At 54.7% G+C, this 19,408-nt stretch carries 18 protein-coding genes and 1 pseudogene; 13 read left to right on the top strand and 6 right to left on the bottom strand.

Annotation, left to right across the window (positions count from 1 at the left end; genetic code table 11):
- Positions 1 to 17: 17 nt before the first annotated feature.
- Positions 18 to 1,040 carry a glycosyltransferase gene (locus DW112_RS00090; RefSeq protein ID WP_118328095.1) on the bottom strand — a complete coding sequence of 341 codons (1,023 nt, stop codon included), beginning with the start codon at positions 1,038 to 1,040 and terminating at the stop codon, positions 18 to 20.
- Between the two features lie 256 nt (positions 1,041 to 1,296).
- Here DW112_RS00090 and DW112_RS00085 point away from each other — a divergent pair, with 256 nt between their 5' ends.
- From DW112_RS00085 to DW112_RS00065, 5 genes are all read left to right on the top strand, one after another.
- Positions 1,297 to 2,400, top strand: a complete 1,104-nt coding sequence (locus DW112_RS00085) for a glycosyltransferase (protein ID WP_118328094.1) — start codon at positions 1,297 to 1,299, stop codon at positions 2,398 to 2,400.
- Positions 2,401 to 2,406: 6 nt separating this feature from the next.
- Positions 2,407 to 3,447 carry a glycosyltransferase gene (locus tag DW112_RS00080; RefSeq protein WP_118328093.1) on the top strand — a complete coding sequence of 347 codons (1,041 nt, stop codon included), beginning with the start codon at positions 2,407 to 2,409 and terminating at the stop codon, positions 3,445 to 3,447.
- Positions 3,448 to 3,521: 74 nt separating this feature from the next.
- Positions 3,522 to 4,640 carry a glycosyltransferase family 2 protein gene (locus DW112_RS00075; protein WP_158571705.1) on the top strand — a complete coding sequence of 373 codons (1,119 nt, stop codon included), beginning with the start codon at positions 3,522 to 3,524 and terminating at the stop codon, positions 4,638 to 4,640.
- Between the two features lie 12 nt (positions 4,641 to 4,652).
- Positions 4,653 to 5,720: a glycosyltransferase family 2 protein gene (locus DW112_RS00070; protein WP_118328091.1), complete on the top strand. Its 1,068-nt coding sequence runs from the start codon at positions 4,653 to 4,655 to the stop codon at positions 5,718 to 5,720.
- Positions 5,721 to 8,207, top strand: coding sequence for a glycosyltransferase (locus DW112_RS00065; protein WP_118328090.1), 2,487 nt, complete (start codon positions 5,721 to 5,723; stop codon positions 8,205 to 8,207).
- Here DW112_RS00065 and DW112_RS00060 read toward each other — a convergent pair.
- A complete protein-coding gene (locus tag DW112_RS00060; protein ID WP_118328089.1) occupies positions 8,204 to 9,181 on the bottom strand; it encodes a translation initiation factor 2 in 978 nt (325 codons plus the stop codon). The two genes, DW112_RS00065 and DW112_RS00060, sit on opposite strands and share 4 nt — an antisense overlap.
- A complete protein-coding gene (locus tag DW112_RS00055; protein ID WP_118328088.1) occupies positions 9,178 to 9,630 on the bottom strand; it encodes a DUF4869 domain-containing protein in 453 nt (150 codons plus the stop codon). Before DW112_RS00055 ends, DW112_RS00060 begins: the two co-directional genes overlap by 4 nt.
- A 381-nt stretch (positions 9,631 to 10,011) precedes the next feature.
- On the opposite strand from DW112_RS00055, the gene DW112_RS00050 reads away from it, so the two are divergent.
- A complete protein-coding gene (locus tag DW112_RS00050) occupies positions 10,012 to 10,233 on the top strand; it encodes a hypothetical protein (RefSeq protein ID WP_147351818.1) in 222 nt (73 codons plus the stop codon).
- 134 nt (positions 10,234 to 10,367) lie between these two features.
- Here the strand turns inward: DW112_RS00050 and DW112_RS09850 are convergent, their stop codons facing one another.
- The gene (locus tag DW112_RS09850) at positions 10,368 to 10,844 is read right to left on the bottom strand and encodes a hypothetical protein (protein WP_147351817.1); all 477 of its coding nucleotides are present in this window, start codon (positions 10,842 to 10,844) and stop codon (positions 10,368 to 10,370) included.
- Positions 10,845 to 11,462: 618 nt separating this feature from the next.
- On the opposite strand from DW112_RS09850, the gene DW112_RS00040 reads away from it, so the two are divergent.
- From DW112_RS00040 to DW112_RS10155, 6 genes and pseudogenes are all read left to right on the top strand, one after another.
- Positions 11,463 to 11,771 carry a S24 family peptidase gene (locus DW112_RS00040; protein ID WP_118328085.1) on the top strand — a complete coding sequence of 103 codons (309 nt, stop codon included), beginning with the start codon at positions 11,463 to 11,465 and terminating at the stop codon, positions 11,769 to 11,771.
- Positions 11,772 to 11,776: 5 nt separating this feature from the next.
- A complete protein-coding gene (locus DW112_RS00035; protein ID WP_118328084.1) occupies positions 11,777 to 13,408 on the top strand; it encodes an AAA family ATPase in 1,632 nt (543 codons plus the stop codon).
- Positions 13,409 to 13,440: 32 nt separating this feature from the next.
- Positions 13,441 to 14,283 (top strand): DNA adenine methylase, encoded by an 843-nt coding sequence (locus tag DW112_RS00030; RefSeq protein ID WP_118328083.1) that lies wholly within the window; start codon positions 13,441 to 13,443, stop codon positions 14,281 to 14,283.
- Positions 14,284 to 15,267: 984 nt separating this feature from the next.
- Positions 15,268 to 15,726, top strand: a pseudogene (locus DW112_RS10160) (hypothetical protein); the annotation flags it as partial.
- Between the two features lie 73 nt (positions 15,727 to 15,799).
- Positions 15,800 to 16,012, top strand: a complete 213-nt coding sequence (locus DW112_RS10030) for a hypothetical protein (RefSeq protein ID WP_233545847.1) — start codon at positions 15,800 to 15,802, stop codon at positions 16,010 to 16,012.
- 22 nt (positions 16,013 to 16,034) lie between these two features.
- Positions 16,035 to 16,388 (top strand): integrase core domain-containing protein, encoded by a 354-nt coding sequence (locus DW112_RS10155; RefSeq protein ID WP_118328082.1) that lies wholly within the window; start codon positions 16,035 to 16,037, stop codon positions 16,386 to 16,388.
- 90 nt (positions 16,389 to 16,478) lie between these two features.
- On the opposite strand, the gene DW112_RS00015 is transcribed toward DW112_RS10155, so the two are convergent.
- Together DW112_RS00015 and DW112_RS00010 are read right to left on the bottom strand one after the other, a co-directional pair.
- Entirely contained in the window at positions 16,479 to 17,402 is a 924-nt protein-coding gene (locus DW112_RS00015; RefSeq protein ID WP_118328081.1) for a hypothetical protein, read from the bottom strand.
- A gap of 1 nt (position 17,403) precedes the next feature.
- Positions 17,404 to 17,868 (bottom strand): Panacea domain-containing protein, encoded by a 465-nt coding sequence (locus DW112_RS00010; protein ID WP_118328080.1) that lies wholly within the window; start codon positions 17,866 to 17,868, stop codon positions 17,404 to 17,406.
- A 664-nt stretch (positions 17,869 to 18,532) separates the two neighbouring features.
- Between DW112_RS00010 and DW112_RS00005 the strand changes: the two genes are divergently transcribed.
- On the top strand, positions 18,533 to 19,408 hold an 876-nt coding region (locus DW112_RS00005), incomplete at its 3' end, for a glycoside hydrolase family 25 protein (protein ID WP_199585287.1).

Raw genomic sequence — 19,408 nt, 5'->3', positions numbered from 1 at the left:
CGGCGGGCGAAAGCCCTTTAGCGTTCTGCGTCCTTCAGGGGCGGCATGGGCTTCCAGTTGGGGTCCTTGACGATCTTGCGGGCGTCCTTCATGCCGCGGCGCAGCGCCGGAATGCCGGTCTTAAAGCATTTGTCGACTGCTGCCAGACGAATGAACTCCTTGCAGAAGGTCGCGGCATTGCCCAGACGGAACAGCACGGGGTGGTAGTCGCCGTAGATCTGCATGTAGCGTGCCAGATAACCGCGGTTGCGCATGATGTAGTAGCGGTTGGTGTCGCTCGTGGAGTTGAGCTGTCGTTTGCCGGCGATGTCCCAGTTAGAGACGGCGCGGGCGCGCTTGAGCACCACGTCGGCAACAACGGCGGCGGGGAAGTGTTGGCTGGCTACGTAACCGTAGCAGGCATCGTCGCCGTAGATAAAGAAGCGCGCATCGGGCAGGCCGATCTTGTCGACCACGCGGCGCGAGAACATGCCGCCCTCAAAGCACAGCTGGTTCATGGCGCGGTAGCCCTCGGGTCCCAGGTCCCACTTGGCGACAGGGTTGGGAATGCCGAGCGAAAGGATGAGTTGGTATTGCCAAAAGAAGGCGCCGCCGTCAAAGTCCAGGCGCGAACCCTGGATGACATCGTAGCGGTCGGTCCACTTGGCCAAGCGCTCGATGCCTTCGGGGATGACGAGCACGTCGTCGTCCATCACCCAGAACCACTGGGCGCCCAGGTCGTATGCGCATTTAGTGCCGGCCGAGAAGCCGCCCGCACCGCCGCCGTTTTCGAGCTGCGGGGCGTAGATGACACGGTCGGTGCCGCCCTGCGCGTCGGGCTGCTCGGTGTCGATGCCCCACAGGTTGGCCAGGCGCTCGTTGAATGCGGTGCACATGGCCTCGGTCTCGCGCGAATTCTCGTTATCGACAATCACGATGCGCCAGGGCGTTGCCGTGAGCTCGGTCATAGAGTCGAACAAGTTGGCCAGGAGTTCCTGGCGCTTGTACGTAACGACGACGATGGCGAGCTTATCGATGGGGGCGGGAAGGGTTGAAGGCATGGGGCAATATATCCTTTCACGCGCGGCGCGCGAGCGCTGCGCGGAAGCTATCGAATACGTCCTTGGGACTGTCCTATTGTAAAGGCTCGGCGCACCTTGACGGCAAGCTTTGAATAAAACGCAGGAACCTGCCACGGGCCCGCCGCATGACGTGCGGCTACTTTGCCCGCAAGAGGCTCCATAGATTATATAAACGCCCGCTGGCGCGCTGACCCTTTGATACCATGAAACGACAGGTATTTCCTAAGGAGCACATTTGTCTACTAACGCCTCTGGCAGCCCTGTTCTGTCGCTGCTTATTCCCATTTACAATGTTCAGCGCTACCTGCGCGAGTGTCTCGATTCCGCCCTGGCGCAGACGCTTAAGGATATTGAGATCATCTGCATTAACGACGGGTCGACCGACAACTCGCCGGCGATTATCCGCGAGTATATGGAGCGCGATGGGCGTGTCAAGATGATCGACAAGGCCAACAGCGGCTACGGCGACTCGATGAACCACGGTCTGGAGATGGCGCGTGGCAAGTACGTTGGCATCTTGGAGTCCGATGACTTTATGGCGCCTGACGCACTCGAAAAGCTTGTCTCGGCCGCCGATAGCAATAATGCCGACTTTGCGAAGGCGAACTTTGATTTCTACTGGTCTAAGCCCGAGGAGCGCCGTTCGCTGCACGAGATGTTTAGACCTCGGGATTGCGGTAAGCCAGTGCACCCGAGCGATACGACGCAGTTTTTTAAGCAAAAGCCGTCGATTTGGTCGGCCGTGTACCGTCGCGATTTTCTTGAGCGCAACGGCATTAAGTTCCTGCCGACTCCGGGGGCATCCTTTCAGGACACGTCATTCGCCTTTAAGGTGATCGCGTGCGCCGATAAGGCTGTTTACCTGCATGATGCCGTGTTGTCGTATCGCCAGGACAACGAGAATTCCTCGGTCAATTCTTCGGCTAAGGTCTTTTGCGTCAATACCGAGTATGCCGAGATTGAGCGTTGGATTCGAGAGGATTATGCCCGCGACCACGCAAGTGATGACGTCGCGCGCATGCTCAAGTTCAATCAACTCATTAAGTACGATTCGTACATGTGGAACTATGTGCGCCTAGCGCCTAAGTTTTATAAGGAGTTCCTGGTGCAGATGGCTAAGGAATTTCAGGCGGCCTTGGACGCGGGGGAGTTTTCGCTTGACGACCTCAAGCCGTGGAAGCGCGCGAATCTCGCTGCCATTCTCAAAGATCCTGAGGGCTGGGTTGACGAGCATCCGAGTTTTGCGACGGATGGTGCCTTGGGGCGCGCTAAGTATTACGCCTCGGTTGGAGGCCCTGGCGTGGTCGCCGCCTTCCTCATCGAATCGCTGAGGGGGTAGGTCGGCATGGGAGAGGTCTCGTGTCCTAAAGCTACCATTGTCGTCCCCGTTTATAACTCTGTGCGTTCCATTCAGCGATGCCTCGATTCGCTGTTGGCCCAGTCCGAGCGCTCGATTCAGGTTGTCTGCGTCAACGACGGTTCGACCGATGATTCGTTGGACGTGTTGCACCAGATCGCACAGGCCGACGATCGCGTGCTGGTGATTGACCAGGAAAACGCGGGCGTTTCGTGTGCTCGAAATGCCGGTATCGATGCCGCCGAGGGCGAGACCGTCTTTTTTGTGGACGCCGACGATTACATCGATGTCCAGACGGTCGAGCGCGTGCTGCATGCCATGGAGTCTGCAGATGCCGAGGCCGCCGTTTTTGGCGGCGTCTGTGAACCAGCCGATGCTGCCCCCAAACGCGTCCAGCAACTCATGAGCCCCAAAGCCGGTACCTTCGGCGCCCGTGATCCCCAACTGCTGTTCCATTCGAATGCGCAGCCCTATGCCTGCCGTGCGGCTTTTTCGCGCGAGCTGCTCAATCGCGAAGGCATTCGCTTCGCCCCCGGTTTGGCTTTGGGCGAGGACGTCGTCTTCCAATTCGCGGCTTATGCGCTTGCCCGCAAGACCGTCGTCATGCCGGACAAGTTCTACCACTACGTGATGGAGAGCGAATCGGCGACGCACGAGTTCAACAGTGCCGAGGCTCGCGCCAAAAAGCTTGACGCCCACATGAGAATGCTCGAGGAGGTCTTGGAGGACTGGGCAGCCTACGGTCTTTTGGACCTGTGTCCCGGCGAGCTGATAACTTGGTTTTTGGACCTCATTGTGTTCGACCTGGCGCGCTTGGATGCCGATGACTTCCATCGCGTGGCGGCTCGCGTCAACATGGACCTCACCACGTTTTTGGGAACGGAGTGGGCGGATATGCCTGCTAAGGGCGCCGTTCGCCGTGTTGCCCACAAGCTCGTTGCGGCGACCTCGGGCGTTTCGATGGCAGACGCCACGCTGTTCTATCTTTCGACTCGCGGTCTCAAAGCCTGCCTGGAACGCTTTCTCTAATTCCAAGCGCTGCCGCCCGCCGCAACTCGGCTGCTAAAATAACCCTGTTACACGCTATTCAACAGGAGGTTCTCTTGCAGAACTCTGATACCCCTAAAGTTTCGCTGCTTGTTCCCATCTGCAATGTTGAGCGCTACCTGCGCGAGTGCCTCGATTCCGCCGTGGCGCAGACGCTCAAGGACATCGAGATCATCTGCATCAACGACGGCTCCACCGATAGCTCGCCGGATATCATCCGCGAGTACATGGAGCGCGACCCCCGTGTAAAGATGATCGACAAAGCCAACAGCGGCTACGGCGACTCGATGAACTGCGGCCTGGAGATGGCACGCGGTGAGTACGTGGGCATTCTTGAGTCCGATGACTTTATGTTTGAGGATTCGCTCCAAAAGCTGGCCGCCAAGGCCGATGCTGAACATGCCGATGTGGTAAAGGGCGACTTTTACCTGTATTGGTCCACGCCCAGCGAGCGCCGTGAACTGTTTGGGATTATCGACGAGCATATGACGGGCGCCGCGTATCGCCCCGTCGATCGCCCGGGCATCTTCTACCGCAAACCTTCCATTTGGTCGGCTATCTATCGGCGCGAGTTCCTCAACGACAATCAGATTCGGTTCCTTCCCACGCCAGGCGCCTCGTATCAGGACGCAGGCTTTAACTTTAAGGTTTGGGCATGCGCCGAGCGTGCCGCGTTTATTGCGGACCCCATTTTGTGCTATCGCCAAGACAACGAGAAGAGCTCCGTTAATTCGCCCAACAAGGTGTTTTGCGTGTGCGACGAATATACCGAGATGCAGCGCTTTTTGGATGAACGCCCCGAGCTTAAGGCTCGGCTCCAGGGCATTTTAATGCGCATGAAGGTCGATACGTACCGCTGGAATGATGAGCGCCTGGTCGATGAGCTGCGCGAGCAGTTTTGGGAGAAGGCTTCCCTCGAGCTCAAGGCCGATTGGGATGCCGGTCGCTTTGACCTGTCGCTGTTTGATCCGCGTGGCGAGACCGATTTGCGCCTGATGGTCAAGTCGCCCCGTGCCTATATCGATTCGCGCTTTGACTTTAAGAAGCCGGGCAAGCTCAATACGTTTAAGCACTACTTTAAGATCGGCGGCCTGCCGCTGGTCTGGCGCGTGCTGACGTATCAGCGCACCTACGGTGATAATCCGCATCCCGATGACGTTCCGGTCGCACAGTAGGAGCACTTGACTATGGCTACCCCCAAGATTTCCGTTGTCGTTCCCATCTATAACGTGGAGGAGTGCCTGGCCTGGTGCCTGGACTCCCTGCTTGCGCAGGACATGCCCGATTGGGAAGGCGTGCTGGTCAACGACGGCTCGCCGGACGGTTCGCGCGATATTGCGGCTGCCTATTGCGAAAAGGACGCGCGCTTTACGCTGGTCGATAAGGAGAACGGCGGTCTGTCGAGCGCGCGTAATGCAGGCATCGCTGCGTCCACGGCGCCTATCGTTGCGTTTTTGGATTCCGACGATCGGTTTACGCCCGATGCGTGCCGTGTAATCGTCGATGCCTTTGAGCGTGAGGATTGCGACGTTTTGACCTTTGGCGCGAACCCGTATCCGTTGGAGGCGGGGTATCCGTGGCTTAACTATGTGCTGAGTCCGCACGATGTGTCGTTTGAAGGCTATAGCTCTGACCTACTGTTTAAGGAAGCGTCTCGCCCCTTTGCATGGCGCACCGCTTGTAAGCGCGCTTTTTTGCTGGCCAACGGGATTGTGTTCGATGAAACCGTTAAATATGGCGAGGACCAGGTTTTCGATTTTGCCGTGTACGGTCGCTCGCGCAAGACTGCGCTTATCTCGAACAAGCTGTACGACTATCGCGTGGCACGCAAAGGCTCGCTCATGGACACCATGCGCTATGACGACGAGACACGTTTGCTGGAGCACGTGAAGATTTACTCAGCGGTGCTGGCCGATTGGCGCCGTGATGGGCTCGATGCCCAGCATGCCGATGACCTGGCATACTTCCTGTGTGATCTGGTACTGTACGATGCGCTCAGGCTGCTGAGCTCGGGCTGCGGCAAGGTGTTTGCTGCCGTTGCTGCGGCGCTTGACGGTTCTGCCGTGGGCAGTGATGCTGCGCTCGCACAATGCGCTCCCTCTGTTGCCGCTATGGTGCGTGCGGCGCTTACCAGCAAGGCCCCCAATGCCCGTGAGTGCAAAAAGCTCATGTTCGATTACGACGTCTTGAGGTTTGGGCGCCTGGGCGCGTGCAAGCGCATGGCTGCGAACGCTCTGGGAAAGCGAGAAGTGTAGATGAGTATCAAGCGTTTGGCACTTTGCCGCAGTCAGGGCCGTCTGTTTGTGCTGCTTCGTTTTGCCGGTCAGGATGTCGCCGCGCTTATTGAGCGGGAGGGCTCTCAAGCGTTTGCCCATGCGACGACGAGCGGTTCTTGTGTGCCGTCGCTGGTGCTCCCGGTCGATCATGGCCGTGTGTTGGCGCTTTGCCCTTCCGTTTCCGATTACGAGCGCGAGCTCGCCGTCTTGGTGCTTCCGTTTTTGGATGGTTCCTCAATCGACGTCGCATTTGCGTCCGGTGGCCAAAAGCTTGGCTCCATTCGCCTTGATAGCCGTATGGCCAAGCTGGAATCCAAGATTAACTACAAAGCAAAGCCTGCACTGTGCGCGCTTATCCGCGATGCGCAGCGTGGCGAATGCTGCGGTCGCTATGAGATCGATGCCATTCGTTATTTGCCGGCAGACGCCGGCGCGGTGTGGCGCTATGAGGTTACCTGGGCGGGAGACCCCCAGTGCACACCTGAGCTCCGGATCTTCGATACGCATATGAACGCCATCGATGTTACCGTGCATGTGTTCGAATCGCAGGTCGATGTGCCGCAGCAGAACGGATACCGCGTTAATAAAACGTATCTGAGCGTTGAGATGCCTCAGGATATATGGGATTTTGTCGCGATTGCGAGCGATCCCACGGAGCAGATTCAGAGTGGTTTTTGCGCTATGGATGGTCGCCTGTACAACGGCATGGTCGACGACAGCTGGAACCGTATGAAGGATGCGCGTGCAGACGACGCAGCTTATCGGCGTTGGTTTGAGCAGCATCGCGCAAAGCCGGGCGATTTGGCGTGCCAGCGTGTCGATTCGGCGGCCTTTGCCTATAGGCCGCTCGTGAGCATTGTGGTGCCGTGCTACAAGACTGATCGGGTCTACTTGCGCGAGCTGCTGGACTCGGTGCTAGCCCAGAGCTATGACAACTGGGAACTGCTCCTTATGGATGCCTCGCCCGAATGGGATGCGGTGGCTGACCTTGCGGCGGACGCCAATGACGAGCGCGTTCGCCGCATCGAGTTGTCCGGCAACGGCGGCATTGTGGTCAACACCAACGCAGGTATCGAGCAAGCGACGGGTGACTACATCGCGTTCTTGGACCACGATGACATCCTGGAACCGGACGCATTATTCCGCTATGTTTCCGCGCTGAACAAGGCTGCCGAGGGCGAGCGTTCCCAGGTCCTGTTCTGCGACGAGGACATGTTCCAGAAAGCAGGGGAGTGGGGCCAGCCGGTCTTTAAGACGCAGCTCAACGTCGACCTGCTCTATAGCCATAACTGCGTGACGCATTTCCTGATGGTGGAGAATGCGCTCATCGATCGTATTGGCATGTCGCCAGAAGATGTCGCGGGCGCCCAGGATTACGACCTGACGCTCCGCTGCCTTGCAGCCGGCGCGCGCTTTGAGCACGTTGCGCACGTGCTGTATCACTGGCGTGTGCACCCCGGTTCCACCGCAGACGGCTCTGCCGATAGCAAGCCGTATGCCATCGAGGCCGGTCGCCTTGCGCTTCAGCGCCACTTTGACACGTCGGGTGTTCGCGGGGCGGTCGAGGAGACCGAGACGCCGTTCGTCTATCGCATGCGTTATGCGCTTCCAGAGTCTGCGCCGCTGGTGAGCATAGTGATTCCCACCAAGGACCACGTTGAGACACTCGGTGCCTGTGTGATGTCGATTGCCCAGAAAGCCACGTATGCCAATTACGAGATCGTCTTGGTGGAGAACAACAGCGAAGCCTCGGAGACGTTTGCGTATTACGAAACCCTGCCAGAGCGCGTGGCTGCAGCATCCGAAGGCAAGGGCATCGCGCGCGTTGTGTACTGGCCGGGCGAGTTCAATTACTCCAAGATCATTAACTTTGGCGTGGAGCACGCCAAGGGCGACTACCTGCTGCTGCTGAACAACGATACCGAGGTCATAAGCCCCGATTTTATCGAAGAGATGATGGGCTATCTGCAACGTCCCGATGCGGGCGTGGTGGGCGCCAAACTTTACTTTGCCGATCATCTGGTGCAGCACGCTGGTATTGTGGTTGGCGTGCGTGGCGCACTTGCCCATGCCAACCAGGACTTCTCGGCAAAGCGCGAGGGCTATCTTGCCCGCGCTGTGCGCCCCGGTAACTTCAGTGCCGTGACGGGTGCCTGCCAGATGGTGCGACGCGACGTTTTTGAGCAGGTCGGAGGCTATAACGAGGAATTCGCCGTCGGCTTTAACGACGCAGACTTTTGCCTGCGCGTATGGGAGGCAGGCTACCGTACCATCTTTACGCCCTATGCCGAGCTGTATCACTACGAGTTCACCTCGCGCGGCAGGGAAGAAGCCAACGAGGAAAAGCTGCGCCGCTGGAAACGCGAGCAGGCGCTGTTCATGCAACGCTGGCCGGAGCTCTTCTTGACAGGCGATCCGTGGTTGGGGCCGAATCTTAGCAGCGAGAGCGAGTATCTCTCGATCTAGCGCGAAGTGATTCCGAGTTGTGGTAGCGATTCAGCAATCGTGTTGAGCTCATGTTGCTGTAGGTAGGCGGGATTGAGAGCTTCTTTTCTATAGGCTAGGTAGCTGTCTCTGGTCAGCTCCCTAAGCTGTTTAGTAAAGAACTGTTCCCAACTGAAGAACTTCTCGCAGTCGATGAAATCGGCAGGATGAAGGAGCATGTCTTGCGTTTCGACATCGTTGAAGAGCCCCGATCTCAGCACAAGCCATTCAAACGATTCCGGCAAAAAGAGCTCGATCTTCTTAAATCTCCTGAGCGAATAGACATAGGGCATCTCGGGCCCAAAAGCGGCCCCATCTGCAATTACGAGCAACTTTTGGGCTGGGGAGCTCAGAACGGTTTCGTATATGTTTGATTTGCCACCGGCACTTACGCAGCGAATTTTACTTTTTGCGCACAGGACTTTAAAGAACTCGTAGCCGGCATTGCTGTCTTCGACGATGACTTCTTCTGGCTGATCTCCATCGTAGAGCTCGTCTCCGTAAATGCGGTAGGTAGAAGCGTACGTGCGTGTGTAGACAGGATATTTTGTTGTGGCCCTGTTGGTGTTTTTGAGGCCATAGATCTCATCCACGCTATAGGGGAGCTGGGGTAATTCGTCCCTCGCAACGATGACGTAGTAGTTGGAACTGTGTCGAGCTGCATGCTGGAATGCATGGCTCCTTACGAATTTTTGCGTATCGTCCACAAACACGATGCTGTTATCGATGCGGCTGAGTTGCGCTTCCCAATCGATGCCGCCGATGACGCGGCAGGGGGCTGCGCAATTAACGATTATCCCGCTTTGGGCTCCTAGGTTTTCGTATGCACGGAGACTGTCCAGCAGGGTGGTTTTGCCTGTTGCGCTTTTGCCTTGGATGATGGTGAGGTTTCGACGAATGGTGAGTTTGACTTGAACTTTATTGGTTCTTACGGTCAGCTGGTATTCCCCTCTCATGCTCGAGCCTCCCTCAGACATTTTGCCGAGATAAGGATAAGTTCATCCATGGTGTGAACAATCTGCCCGGTATTGGTGACGCGGACTGTAAAACGCCCTTTACCAAAATCCATCATATGGTAGAGGTTGATGGTGATGTCATGTTTAGAAGCGATGCGCAAAATCCAGTAGGCGCAATTATCTCCGCAGGTAGAGGCGTTGTAGAGATTTTGAGGCATAAAGAGCATCAGCAGAAGTGTTTTGGTGCCCGTTGATAATTTCTCGGGTGGAATAACTCCGAGCACCTTGGTGTCGATTGCGTTTGCGCCAAGAACCGTCCCATTGTCAATAGATTTGATGATACGCTGTGACAGTGGATCTTGCAGCCAAGAGGGAGAATAACTGTAATCAAAGAATGTTGATGTGTCATAAATCACATCGTCTCTGTCGCCGTAGTGAATGCTGAGCATTGTTCCTCCATGGTTGCTTGTTGCGACTACTTTACCATGTTGGGGTCGATTTCCCTCAGGCCGTGGATAATGGGTCATTCAGCACGTCTGTTAGAACGAACCGATGACTTTTACAGGTGTAACAACTTTCTATCCTGCGGTAATTGGCTGTCTCGATATGTTGGATTTAGCAGGTCGAAACAAACGATATTCCGCGATAAGCTTATACAAGTTTATATAAACCGATAAATCTCGATATAACTTACGATAGGAATATAAAGATGCGATTTGACATGAAACGACAGATTGAAATGCTTGAGACTCTTAAGTAGCCTCTCGTACGGGAGTTTTTTGCTAATGAAAATGACAACTCATAGGCTTCTATTTATCTTAATTACTGTAGTGACATTTCTATGGTGCTACAGTACCATCTTTACGCTTTATGCCGAGCTGTACTACTACGAGTTCACCTCGCGCGGCAGGGAAGAGGCTGACAAGGAAAAGCTTAAGCGCTGGAAACGAGAGCAAGCGCTCTTTATGCAGCGCTGGCCAGAGTTCTTTGTGGACGAGGACCCATGGCTCAATCCAAATCTCATCTCAGATAGCGAGTACTTTGCGCTTTAGATTGCTGAAATGTTTTTCGGGAGTTGGCTGTCTGTTGATATGAAAGACACTGAGAAATAGGGGGCTAACGAGCCTGTAACGGTGACGAGTCGTTAGCCCCTTGGGCTAGTCTTTTACAATAATTGATGGAACTATTAGCATAACAAAATGTTTCTCAAATTGCGACTTATTTTTTTCGAGGAATAGTAGTCTTCAACGCTACCAAGCAGCTCAGTGATTAGGTCACAAATGGGTAATTCGATAATTGGATTTTCAGCGGCTATATTAATCGCTAAAGCCCTTCCGTCTCCAAAGTCTGAATTTATTAGCTGGAAGTTGACTTCGCGCCCAGATTTCAAATTTAGATCCAAATTTCCGCTGTGAACAATTGAGCAACGTATTTTATAGATGAACCTTCCGAAATCATTTCCGTTTAGCATACTTTGGTCATGAATAAAAGCTGAAGTGTCAACAAATTGGTTGATCCAACGGCTGTACCGAACTCCTACTGTTTTTTCGTTTGGATATTCGACTTGAGCGCAGACGTCTGGCAGCGTGAGAGAAAAACATAGAGCTGAATAATAAGCTTTAGCATTTAGCGCTCTGCGTGCATCTTCAATGTACTCCAGCATAACGAACTCCTATAATTGCCAAAGCTATTTATTTAATTCAATTATAACGAATACTTGTCTACCATTTGGTATGGACGCATATAGCATCTCGTACAGCTAATAGCTATTAGCTATTAACGGCTATTAGCGTATAACAAATAATATGTTCCATATATTGCGGTTTCCTCGAAACCCTCTATTAATCATTCAGTTAAACGTAATAAGTCTTTTGGAAAACCAAATTAGTCGATTGTATAATTCGGTTTAGATGGAACGGAGGTAAAATGGGAATTCTCGAGAATATAGATGCTCTGCTGGTTAAGTTCGGTATCACTCAGGAGACTCTGGCGAGGATTGCCGGAGTCGCTTCCTCTTCGGTGAATGGCCGGAGAAACGGAGCGGTGCCAAGAGGGAACGCTATTGAGCGGATGTGCGAATCGTAGAAGATTTCGAGGGACGACATTATGTCTGACGAGTATGGCTTTGCCGCAAAGGAGTACGGGGGTTACGCCATGCCCCCCCGGCGCCATGCTTTCCTCTGAGTCCCGTTCCGTCTACGCGCCACTGTTCAGGCGCGTCCATGCGGGTGATGTCTGCGAACCCGATATCATCGATGACCGTATTCTCATACCCTGAGAGGTGCGCGGGCTCACCCACGCGGCACTTCCTGAAGGTCGAGGGCGGCTGCATGAGCCGGGTCTACCCGAAGGGTGCCACATTTTCATAGATTCCGCTCAGCATCCGCTCAATGGTTCGGTGGCGGTGGTCTCTATTGACGGTGCGGACTACATGATGCGCCGCCTGTACAATACGGGGCGTACGGTCGTGCTGCCCCCGGATTCGTGGGACGATTGTTACGAGGATATCGTCATGACGAGGGAGGACGAGCACGCGGTGAAATATGTCGGTACCGTGGTCTGGTTTCAGCCAGCCGAGGAGATGAAGTAGGGAATATGCCGGGAAAGACCAAAGGAAAACAAAAGCGAGATTTTGGCATTGACTCAATTGAGGTTGAGAAGTTTCGCAATTTCAAGCCGATGACCATAAACCTAGGTCGGTACATCACGGTGGTTTCGGGTCAGAATGGGACGGGGAAGTCAACGCTGCTCGGAATGCTTGGACAGCCATTTGGATTGGTCGATAAGAAGGACGTCTTCGGGCGCAGCATGCGTGCGAAGTTTACGGACATGTTTAAACTGTCGCCAGAGCATGACGCGCCGGGGGAGCATATCTATTATGTGAACCTTCGCGACCAAGATTTATATCAGAGCGGTCCGCACGTACAGGTCAAGTCATACAAGAGAGATGGCTACAAGCTGCCGATTCGCCTCGTTACCGGTGCGAGGCGCGGAAAAGGAGACGGCAATATCGATTATCCCGTCATCTACTTGGGCTTGCGTAGAACTTATCCGGTGGGTGAGATACCGAACGCGGCCTCGACGGCACCGTTGCTCACCGTAAAAGAGGTGAAACAGCTCAACAAGTGGTATAACGCGGTCTTCCTTTCGTGGCGCCAAGACGATTTGGAGCCAGTCAAGTTGACGGCATCAACGGCCAAGAAGGCGACGATACTTGTCAACACTAAAAGCTATGATTATCTGGCAAACTCGGCTGGTCAGGACAATCTGGGCCAGATCTTGGCCGCGCTTCTTTCGTTCGGTAGGGTGAAGGATGAGCTTGGAGACGCGTACCGCGGCGGCCTGCTCCTTATCGACGAGCTCGATGCGACTCTGTTCCCCGCATCTCAGGAGGCTCTGTTCAGTTTGCTGCTTTCGGCTGCGATTGACCTTGAGATCCAAGTGGTGTTCACAACGCACTCATTCCAACTAATCGAGCAGGCTATTGCCAAACGTGGGAAATCGAATGATGTTCAAGTCGCCTACCTTAGGAGAAGGGACGATGGAATTGAGCTCGTCGATAGCCCTGATATGATTGATGTTCTTGCCGATTTGACCGTTAAGATGCCCGATAGGCCCAAGAAGACCAAGGTCGAAGTTCTGTGTGAGGACGATGAAGCTAAATGGTTTCTCAAAATGATCCTTCCACGAGCGGTCTATTCGAAATGCAACGTGATATCCGCTGGGCTTGGGTGCGGTGAACTTGGTGAGCTGTCCATTCGCGAAATTCCGTCTTTGTCCAATAGCCTGTTCGTTGTTGACGGAGATGCAGTAAAAAACGCTTGCGCTAAGGTAAAGAATAGCCCGCGCTTATGCATTCTGCCAACTGGAGTAAAGAATCCAGAAACGGCAATCTACGACACTTTGGCCGAGTTGCCGGACAATGGCGAGTTTTGGACTTCGATGGAATTGGGCTTCCATTACAGCAGGCAGATGTTCATCCGATCGTATGAAGAGTCCCATGGGGCGTACTTCCCGGATGACAAGGCAAAAAGAAGGGCCGATAAAAGTTGGTTCAAATCGGAAAAGTCGAGGGGCGGGCTAGGCGAGAACGGCAAAGAGGCGTTCAGGCAATGGAAGTCCATGAATCAAGAGGAATGCGATAGATTTGTATCTGCCTTTTCTGATAAAGTCGAGCGGACAATTAGAAGGGTCGAGGCTATGGTCAAGATGGGCAAGAGCCTGTAGCATCTTGCAGTTGACGACGAGGAGGTGCGCCCATGCCCATTACGTACACGCCTATCAGATACCCCGGTGGTAAGTCGAAGATATATCCGCTGATAGACTCTATCATTGAGGAGAACGGCCTCGAGTGCTGCACCTACGCTGAGGCCTACTGCGGTGGAGCGGGCCTGGCCATAAAGCTGTTGTTGCTTGGGCGTGTCTCCAGGGTTGTGCTCAACGACATCGATCCGGCGGTGTACAGCATGTGGGACGCGGTGGTAAACCGCCCGGACGAGCTTTGCTCCTTCGTAGAGGACGTTGAACTCACCATCGATGAGTGGAAATCGCAGCGTGAGGTGTATGCGTCCAGCAACGCCCCGTCGCTGGAGTTGGGGAAAGCGGCGTTTTACCTGAACCGCACGAACAGGTCCGGCATCCTGCGCGGTGGCCCAATCGGCGGTATGTCGCAATCCGGCAAGTACGGGCTCGACGCGCGCTTCAACCGCGATATGTTGTGCCGTAAAATCAGGTCCATCGCCGCGAGGTCCGATGCGATTGAGCTGCACAACATGGACGCCTGCTGCTTCATCGATTCTGTACTCCCAGGTATTGACAGGTTGTTCGCCAACTTCGACCCGCCGTACGTGGTCAAGGGGCCGGGGCTCTACGAGAACTCGTATACCGAGGACGACCACAGGGAGGTCGCGAAGAAGATAACCGAATGTGAGTTCCCATGGATCGTCACGTATGACGACGCGCCGCTGATATCGGAGCTGTATAGTGGGTTCGACCGCTACCGCATCAGGATCGGGTACAGCGCAGCGAGCGCTAAGAAGGGGACCGAGGTGCTGATAGCTGGGAGGGGTATAGAGGTGCCGATCGGCATCGAGAAGTACTGACCCAGACAAATTAGGCTCCGCGCATACGGACGGCAACCCTGTGCGAGGGCGCGCGAATCGCCATCAGGATAGATCGGAGTGCAAGGGGACGTACACCATGGTGCTTTGATAGCTTAAGAGCGGAAAGCTGATCTGCGATATCATGGTCGCTGTCAGGTGCGACGGGTTAGTGACAGGCGTGTTGAGACGTGCCGGGTCAAGGGATAAGCTAGCAAGCGGAAACCTGCCTGTCCATGGAGTGGGGGCGACTGCGCGGCTGCGACAACTTCGCGGAATTCGTTGATGAGGCCTATTGACCCAGATGGCGGGCCCGTGCGCGAACATGAGGCGGGGTTACGGGTGCGACCTGAGGCCACGCATCCTGTCCACGCTGGCCAACATGGAAATCGAGCAGATATACAACTAAACATATATCTCGTGGTCTCGGCTTGCTCCGAGCAAGACGCTGTCCTCGTGTGTCGGGCTATGCCGGAGAGATGGGCGTGCTGCCCGTTAACCCCCCCCCGTTTCGCTACACGTATCGGTGTCGTCTGCTTACCACTTTCGCCGAGCGAATTCGCCTGCTGGGGCACCAGCACGAGCTGCTGCCCGCTTCCTTCACCGAGCGCATATACGGCTCGGCTCTGTGGGGATCCGCATAAGGGCGAGGTGCTGGCCCTTATGCTCTGAGGACGTCGATCTCGGGCGGCGAGAGCTCACGGTGAGGGTCCCCTACGTGCCTCATGAGTTTTCCGTACGAACTTCCGGACGCCTTCGGTTTGGACATGCCGGACTCCCTCCATCGTGGACCAGGGGATATCGGCTCCTTTGGGGTTGCCTACCTGGATTTGCGTCTCACGACTTTGCGCAACGCGTTGCACCGAGTCGTGAGACTATTGCAATGAAAATGAGAATTAAGGGTCGTGCAATTTAAACGGAACGTTACGAATGGAGGGTTGAATTATATTTAATCTGACAGTCTAGGAAACGGGTGATGGATTCGCTATGTCGAGCTGCAGAAACGCGCCTCGGCGAGGAGTAGATGGCGAACCACCCTTGCCGTCTCGGGCATCTCTCGGAGTCCCGCTTGACCCTGAACAGGTACACGAACCAGTTGAGGTACGGCTGGAGGTTCGACATCGACATGCCCGTGAACCTCCAGAGGTATCGCCTGAGCCAGGAGCAGAGGTTGTTCACCATGGCCATCCGCTCCAGGTAGACCGGGTCGTTGACGTCGGCCCTGTGCGCCTTCTCGGCGCAGCCCGACTCGCGGATCAGCGCGCCGTGCGCCCTCTCCCTGTCGTGGACGCCCAGGCCCCCCTCGGCGATATGCCCGCCGAACGCTGTCAGTACCCTGGCCGAGCTGGGCTTTCCGCGGCCGTCCAGCGGGGAAGCCCCTCGCGGGTCGTCTCCTCGCTCGTCAAGCCGTCGTGCCTCATCGTGGACGAGGTGGGAAGATGCGTCTACGACAGGCCGTGCACCGACCTGTTCTTCGACGTCGTCGACAGGCGCTACGAGAAGGAGGGGGCCGAACGCGATGGTCCTCACGAGCAACATCGCACCGAGCGGGTGGGACGAGTTCTTCACGGGCGACGACACGCCCCTCTGCGCCCTCGACAGGCTGTTCGACAAGGCGTCGGTGTTCGTGATGCGGGGCCCGAGCTACCGCGGCAGGGAGCTCGACACCTACTCGGTGGAGGCGGTCCCCCAGGCGGTGAAGGTGAGGGGGATCCAGCCCGAGGGGATGTAGGAAAGCGATAGGAAAGTCATAGATGCGGGCGTGTTGGCTAAAATGGGTCGGCCGAGATTGGTCAATCTCGGCCGACTATATTTGGCTAAATTATTCCGACGTTAACAACGGGCCGGCGTACCGGTCGCGCGAATTCAACACGCTGCTCGAGGGCCGGAGTACAAGGCACAAGTACACCAGGCCCTTGAGCCCCTGGCAGAACGGAAAGTTCGTACGCATGAACCGGACGCTCGCGCAGGAGCGGCAGTACGCTCGCGCCTGGGAGAGTGAGGAGTCCAGGGCCGAGGCCCTGGATTCCTTCATCGAGCATTACAATTGGGACCGTCCTCACAGCGCATGCGGGGCTTGCCCCCGATGTCACGCATCGTCGGCGTAAACAACGTCTTGGCACGTAACAACTTGCCGCTATTTCGGGTGCTCAAGTTTCTGAAGCAATTCAGCTGAGGACGATTAGGATTTCGACGTTTTATAGGCCTACCCACTGCCTGATGGGTGGATAGCTCAGCGCGACGGCTGTTAGCATTATGAGGATGAGAATTGCCTCGGTTGCAACGAGGCAATTTCTCGGCCATCTGCCCAGTTCGATTTTCCGAAGGCTGAAGGACATCTTCCAGATGAATACAAGTAAGATGCATATCGTGTTGATGAGGACGAATCCGACCAGGGCTGTTTGGAATACGAGCGCTCTGATGCCGCTGTCAATTCCGAGGGCGCTCAGGGTTGATGTGGAGAATCCGACCCCTCCGTTGAATGCGAGCACGACTGCAGCGAAAACGCCAAGAACCGCGATGTACTCCATCCTTGTTTTCTCGAGTCGTTCGGTGAATTCACGGTCTACTTCGATTCTTTCTCTCTTGGCTTCCGCAACCGCTTCTTGGAATTCTCGCATGGCCTGTTGCTGGTTGATGTAGTGGCCCAGTCTCGTTTTCTCAAGGTCAATGTGGTCAGCAAGCTTTAGGACACTCCTTGCTTGTGCGTTCTGTCCATTGACGACCATGTGTTCGTGAATAATTCGAATATTCTCCGCAAGGCAGTTGACGGAGTACGGTACGCCGTCGTCTAGCTCCCCGTTGGATTGATCCATCTCGCTAAAGATGATGTCGCAAACGTCGGCGTACCTGTGTCGATATGGCTCCCGTCCTCCGTACAGGCTTGCGAAAAAGTCGGAGGCCCTGTCGATGTCATCTGTTGATAGTGCCGACTTGTTGTCTACGCTGGCGAGCGATTTGAGCATGAGTCGTAACGCTTCGCGCTTTCTGGAATCGTCATCGTTTTTTGCTATTACTGGAACATCCAGCGGGGTCTTTGTCAACTTCTTGATGCCGGCGGAGAGCGTCTCTAGAACTCCGCTGAAGCTCTCGAGCGCCGTCTCGTATGCTTGGTTATCCATCCTAGCGCCTCACGTTTGCACCGAGTGCGCACTGCATTATCAACTTGTTGGGGATAATGCCCTTGTGTTTGCCATCGAGATTGTATACGGTGTCCCATGGTGACCCTTCTGCATGGGACACCCTTACGAGATCCCATGGGGACTTTTTGGCGAGTGTGTCAATACCAGCGTCCAGAAACGGCTTGGTTCGGTCATCGATGGCGATATTGAATTCGCGCCTTATCGGGTAGCCTCCGCAGTCAGCGAATTTGACATAGACGTCCCTGATTACTGGTCCATAAGGCCATGCCTCGAATTGATCGGAGAACAGTAGGTGGCCAGTCTTGCTCGTGAAGACAATCTGTAAAAAGTAGAGTATTTTTTGGAGCTGTAGGTTGCTTATGGGCCTGTTGGACTTGTACTGCCTGTTGACGGCGTACTTGGCGATGTCCATCGCGCTGTATTTCAATTCGTCCCGGTTTTCCATGTTTCCTCCTTCGTTAAATCATAACGGTGCCCATGGTCGTAGGCAAGATTTTTGCACGTCGCGCGGACAGCGTGGGGACATCGCCTTGGTGACCCCTCGCGTGACGTAGCTCTGCCGCCGTGACGCCGTGCATGGTGGTGCGAAATCGCTTCGGGCGTGTGGCGTCGCATCCATGAGCTCCTCCGTTGTGACCTCGTTCTAGTGAATCTGAATCTACCAAAGAACCTTTGTTAGTTCTATTTCTGTTCAGGATGATGCCCCTGATGGGGGATCGGAGGACGGGGCGGGAATGGGTACGCTATCGTCTAAATGCTCATTCGAGTTCAAGTGGAAGGTGGTGGGTGGGCGGAGGGCGCGTCCGCGCCGGGCTCGACCGTGAACGCGTATCGGGGTGCTACCAGTGATTGCGTTCTTGGCGTCCCGAGGTTTCGTTTGGTTCCTGGCTGAGTAGTTATTCTCGTTGCACTCCTTTCCTTGGTAAATCTAGTCTTGCCGCAATGGATTACGTATTCCTCTGTACGTTGCGGGTGTTGATAATTTCTGACTCCTGATGTTAGCCTCCTATTAAATTTGTTATTAAGCAGATACGTTGTCTGCGTCAATGCGCATTCGCTAAAATTCACTTTTGATTAACTTTGGTTTGTTACGAGAATTTGGAATAGCTATGGGTCAGTTTAAAAGGGTGTTCGTCTTTATCATTGCGATGGCCGTGTCATTAGTTATTGTCGCGACACCGTCTTTTGCTGACGAATCTTCGAGAGTTCTTGTTGAAAATTCTTGGCGCTTTCAAGATGGTCAGTCAATTACTCTTGAAGAAGACTCCGAAGATGCTGGAATTTCAGCGTATTCGCTCAGCAGGCTACCTGACGGTGTCACTGCTCAGGGTATCGATGTGAGCGAGCACCAGGGCAATATCAATTGGGATGCCGTTAAGGCGAGCGGTGTTGATTTTGCGATTCTTCGAGTTGGCTTTGGTGCGCCGTCTTTCGGGGGAAGAACTGATTATCAGTTCCAGCGTAATATCTCTGAGTGTGAGCGCTTGGGGATTCCGTACGGTATCTATCTTTACTCGTATGCGTGGGATGATGGACAGGCGGCAGATGAAGCGGCATTCGTTATTAGCAACATTGCGGGCCACAGCCCACAACTGCCTATCTACTACGATCTTGAGGATAATTCGATTATTGCTGACGGTCGCCAAGGAGGTATCGCCTCAAGGGCTTCAGTTTTTTGCAATCGGATTATAAATGCTGGCTATAAGGTTGGCATTTATGCCAACTTAAATTGGTTTAACAATATCCTGACCGACCCCGTGTTTAATTCGCCGTCATGGGACCATTGGATCGCACAATATAATTATCAGTGTGATTACGCGGGCAAGTACAGTTTTTGGCAGTATGCGAGTGATGGTAGCGTTGATGGAATCAGCGGTTCCGTCGATATGAACTATGCCTACATCACAATCGAATCGAATGAGGATAAATGGGCTCGCGCCGACGAGCTCGCCGCCGCCCATTCCTCCGACCTTCCCGACGGGACC

Origin of the sequence: Collinsella sp. AM09-41 (assembly GCF_003473245.1) — a bacterium.
GTDB lineage: Bacteria > Actinomycetota > Coriobacteriia > Coriobacteriales > Coriobacteriaceae > Collinsella.
Note: the sequence above shows the minus strand (reverse complement) of the source record. Positions and strands in the feature narration are given on the sequence as shown.

Excerpts from the sequence above, each read along its gene's own strand:
- DW112_RS00090 (WP_118328095.1), bottom strand. The coding sequence starts at position 1,040 with ATGCCTTCAACCCTTCCCGCCCCCATCGATAAGCTCGCCATCGTCGTC.
- DW112_RS00080 (WP_118328093.1), top strand. The coding sequence starts at position 2,407 with ATGGGAGAGGTCTCGTGTCCTAAAGCTACCATTGTCGTCCCCGTTTAT.
- DW112_RS00070 (WP_118328091.1), top strand. The coding sequence starts at position 4,653 with ATGGCTACCCCCAAGATTTCCGTTGTCGTTCCCATCTATAACGTGGAG.
- DW112_RS00065 (WP_118328090.1), top strand. The coding sequence starts at position 5,721 with ATGAGTATCAAGCGTTTGGCACTTTGCCGCAGTCAGGGCCGTCTGTTT.
- DW112_RS00060 (WP_118328089.1), bottom strand. The coding sequence starts at position 9,181 with ATGAGAGGGGAATACCAGCTGACCGTAAGAACCAATAAAGTTCAAGTC.
- DW112_RS00055 (WP_118328088.1), bottom strand. The coding sequence starts at position 9,630 with ATGCTCAGCATTCACTACGGCGACAGAGACGATGTGATTTATGACACA.
- DW112_RS09850 (WP_147351817.1), bottom strand. The coding sequence starts at position 10,844 with ATGCTGGAGTACATTGAAGATGCACGCAGAGCGCTAAATGCTAAAGCT.
- DW112_RS00035 (WP_118328084.1), top strand. The coding sequence starts at position 11,777 with ATGCCGGGAAAGACCAAAGGAAAACAAAAGCGAGATTTTGGCATTGAC.
- DW112_RS00030 (WP_118328083.1), top strand. The coding sequence starts at position 13,441 with ATGCCCATTACGTACACGCCTATCAGATACCCCGGTGGTAAGTCGAAG.
- DW112_RS10030 (WP_233545847.1), top strand. The coding sequence starts at position 15,800 with ATGGTCCTCACGAGCAACATCGCACCGAGCGGGTGGGACGAGTTCTTC.
- DW112_RS10155 (WP_118328082.1), top strand. The coding sequence starts at position 16,035 with ATGCGGGCGTGTTGGCTAAAATGGGTCGGCCGAGATTGGTCAATCTCG.
- DW112_RS00015 (WP_118328081.1), bottom strand. The coding sequence starts at position 17,402 with ATGGATAACCAAGCATACGAGACGGCGCTCGAGAGCTTCAGCGGAGTT.
- DW112_RS00010 (WP_118328080.1), bottom strand. The coding sequence starts at position 17,868 with ATGGAAAACCGGGACGAATTGAAATACAGCGCGATGGACATCGCCAAG.